This is a genomic window from Promicromonospora sp. NPDC057488 (genome assembly GCF_042802395.1).
Lineage (GTDB): Bacteria > Actinomycetota > Actinomycetes > Actinomycetales > Cellulomonadaceae > Promicromonospora.
Map to the genome: position 1 here is coordinate 1 of NZ_JBHVEG010000325.1, position 2,685 is coordinate 2,685.

Annotated in this window: 2 protein-coding genes; one reads left to right on the forward strand and one right to left on the reverse strand. The window is 75.3% G+C overall.

Translation table 11 applies throughout. The features are described from left to right. Nucleotides 1–105: 105 nt before the first annotated feature. The gene (locus ACFU5G_RS29745) at nt 106–1,269 is read right to left on the reverse strand and encodes a LacI family DNA-binding transcriptional regulator (RefSeq protein ID WP_377252729.1); all 1,164 of its coding nucleotides are present in this window, start codon (nt 1,267–1,269) and stop codon (nt 106–108) included. A gap of 125 nt (nt 1,270–1,394) precedes the next feature. Between ACFU5G_RS29745 and ACFU5G_RS29750 the strand changes: the two genes are divergently transcribed. After that, nucleotides 1,395–2,642, forward strand: a complete 1,248-nt coding sequence (locus ACFU5G_RS29750) for an amidohydrolase (RefSeq protein WP_377252731.1) — start codon at nt 1,395–1,397, stop codon at nt 2,640–2,642. The last annotated feature ends 43 nt before the right edge of the window (nt 2,643–2,685 follow it).

Below are 2,685 nucleotides of genomic sequence, written 5' to 3' on the forward strand. Positions count from 1 at the left end.
GGTCGGCACAGGCCTGTGCCGACCTCGATGCAAAGTGCCGACATCAGGAGTTGCGGAGCAGGGGAGTACCGACGTCACGCGGTGCGGCGCAGGGGAGTGCCGACCTCAGGCGCCCTCGGCCGGCCGACGGGGCGTCGAGTCGCGCAGGACCACCTCGCCGCGCACCGCCGTGCGCTTCTGCTCGCCGCGGCCGAGCGCGAGCTCGGTCGCCAGCTCGCCGACCTCGGCCAGCGGGATGCGCACCGTCGTCAGCCCGGGGGAGACGTCGCGCAGGGTGTGGATGTCGTCGAACCCGGCCACGGCGACGTCGTCGGGCACGCTCAGGCCCGCGTCGCGGACGGCGGCCATCGCGCCAACCGCCATGACGTCGTTGACGGCGAAGACGAGCTCCGGCAGCCGACCCGTGCTCTCGCCCGGTGTCGCGCCGTCGGCCCGCTCGATCAGGTCGCGCATCGCGGTGTACCCGCCGTCCCGGGTGAACGGGCAGGTCAGGACGTCGTCGGGTGCGACGGGGCTGCCGAGCTCCGCGAGGGCCGCGGTGAAGCCTGCCGTCCGGTCCGCCGCCGTGCGGTGTCCGTCCGGGCCGGCGAGCACGGCGAACCGGCGGTAGCCGTGCTCGTGCAGCGCCCGGGCGAGGTCGGCGGCGCCGTCGGCGTTCGCGATCTCCACGACCGGCAGGCCGCCGATCGCCTGTCCGACCAGCGCGACGCCACCGCCCGCCTCCTGGAAAGCGTTCAGCGCGGCCTCGAGTGCGCCGGGCTCCGACGCCGGGCCGGCGTCGTCCGCAGCAGACGTAGCGGTCTGCGAGACACCAGCGGCCCCCGGCGCATCCGCGCCGGACCCGCCGTCCGACCCGCCGGCCCCCTCCGGCTCCAGCCGCCCGCCCGCCAGGATGATCGCGCGCGACCGTTGCCGCCGCGCCAGCTCGACGAAGGCGAGCTCACGCGCCGAGCTGTGCTCGGTCGACGCGAGCGTCACGATGAGGCCCGCGCGCTCCGCCGCCCGTGCCACACCGGCGGCGATCGTGGAGAAGTACGGGTCGGCGATGTCGTGCACCACGAGCCCGAGCGCGGTGGTGCGGCCGCGGGCCATGGCCTGCGCGCTGGGGTCGGGCGAGTAGGCGAGGCGGCGCGCGGCCTCCAGGACGCGCTCGCGCAGGTCCTCGCGGACGCTGCGGGTGGCGCTCCCGTTGATCGCGCGGGACGCCGTGGCGAGCGAGACGCCGGCCTCGCGGGCGACCTGGCTCAGGGTGACGGGGGCGTCGGACATGAGGTCATACTGCCGTGTCCGGCGCGCTCGTGGTCGCCGAGTGGCTCATCAGGGTGCAGCCCGCCCCCCGCCGCGCGGGGCATCCGGGCCGCGCCTAGCGTGGGGACGGACGACGGAGGACTGCCATGACCCCATCTCACGACGTCCCGTTCGACCCGGCGCTCACGGACCTGTACCAGGACCTGCACCGACATCCCGAGCTCGGCTTCCAGGAGCAGCGCACCGCGCGGATCGTCGCTGACCGGCTCACGGCGTCCGGGTTCGAGGTGACGACGGGCGTCGCCAAGACCGGCGTGGTCGGCGTCCTGCGGAACGGGTCCGGCCCGACGGCGCTGCTCCGTGCCGACATGGACGCCCTGCCGGTCCGGGAGGAGACCGGCCTGGACTACGCCAGCACCGCGACGGCGACGGACGCGGCCGGGAAGGCGGTCCCGGTCGACCACGCCTGCGGGCACGACCTGCACACCACGTGCCTCCTCGGCGCGGCCGACGTGCTGGCACGCGCTCGCGAGAGCTGGGCCGGCACCCTGCTGGTGGTGTTCCAGCCCGCGGAGGAGCTGGGCCAGGGCGCCCAGGCGCTGGTCGACGACGGCCTCTACGACCGCTTCCCGACCCCCGACGTCGTGCTCGGCCAGCACGTGGCGCCGCTGCCGGCGGGCAAGATCGCGGGGCACCCCGGCGCGTCGTACGCGGGCTCCGACTCGCTCCGGGTCCGGCTCGCCGGCCGCGGTGCGCACGGCTCCATGCCCCAGGCGTCGGTCGACCCGATCGTGATGGCGGCGGAGACGGTGCTGCGCCTGCAGACGGTCGTGTCCCGCGAGATCCCGAGCACGGCCACCGCCGTGCTCACCGTGGGCTCGATCCACGCCGGCGACGCGGCCAACGTCATCCCCGGCGAGGCCGAGCTGCAGCTCAACATCCGCAGCTACGACGAAGCGGTGCGGCAGCGGATCCTCGACGCCGTCGAACGCATCGTGCGCGGCGAGGCGGTCGCCGCCGGCGCGCCCGAGGAGCCCACGATCACCCCGATCGAGCGTTTCCCCGTCGTCGTCAACGACGACGCCGCGCTGGCCAGGACGTTCGCCGCCTTCGGCTCGTGGCTCGGCCCCGAGAACCTGCTCGATCCCGGCGCGGGGGCAGGGAGCGAGGACGTGGGCATCCTGGCGACGAGCGCGGGCGCGCCCCTGTCGTACTGGCTGCTCGGCGGCACCGACCCGGGCCTGTTCACGACCGGCGACATGAGCGACCCGGCACTCCTGACCGTGCCGTCCAACCACTCCCCGCACTACGCCCCGGTCCCGGACCCGACCCTGCGCAACGGCGTCACGGCCCTGGTCACGGCCGCCCGCACCTGGCTCCCTGCCGCGGCGTGATAAGCGTGATCGGTAGAACGTCAGGTGGTCGGCACCCCGGGGT

Excerpts from the sequence above, each read along its gene's own strand:
- ACFU5G_RS29745 (WP_377252729.1), bottom strand. The coding sequence starts at position 1,269 with ATGTCCGACGCCCCCGTCACCCTGAGCCAGGTCGCCCGCGAGGCCGGC.
- ACFU5G_RS29750 (WP_377252731.1), top strand. The coding sequence starts at position 1,395 with ATGACCCCATCTCACGACGTCCCGTTCGACCCGGCGCTCACGGACCTG.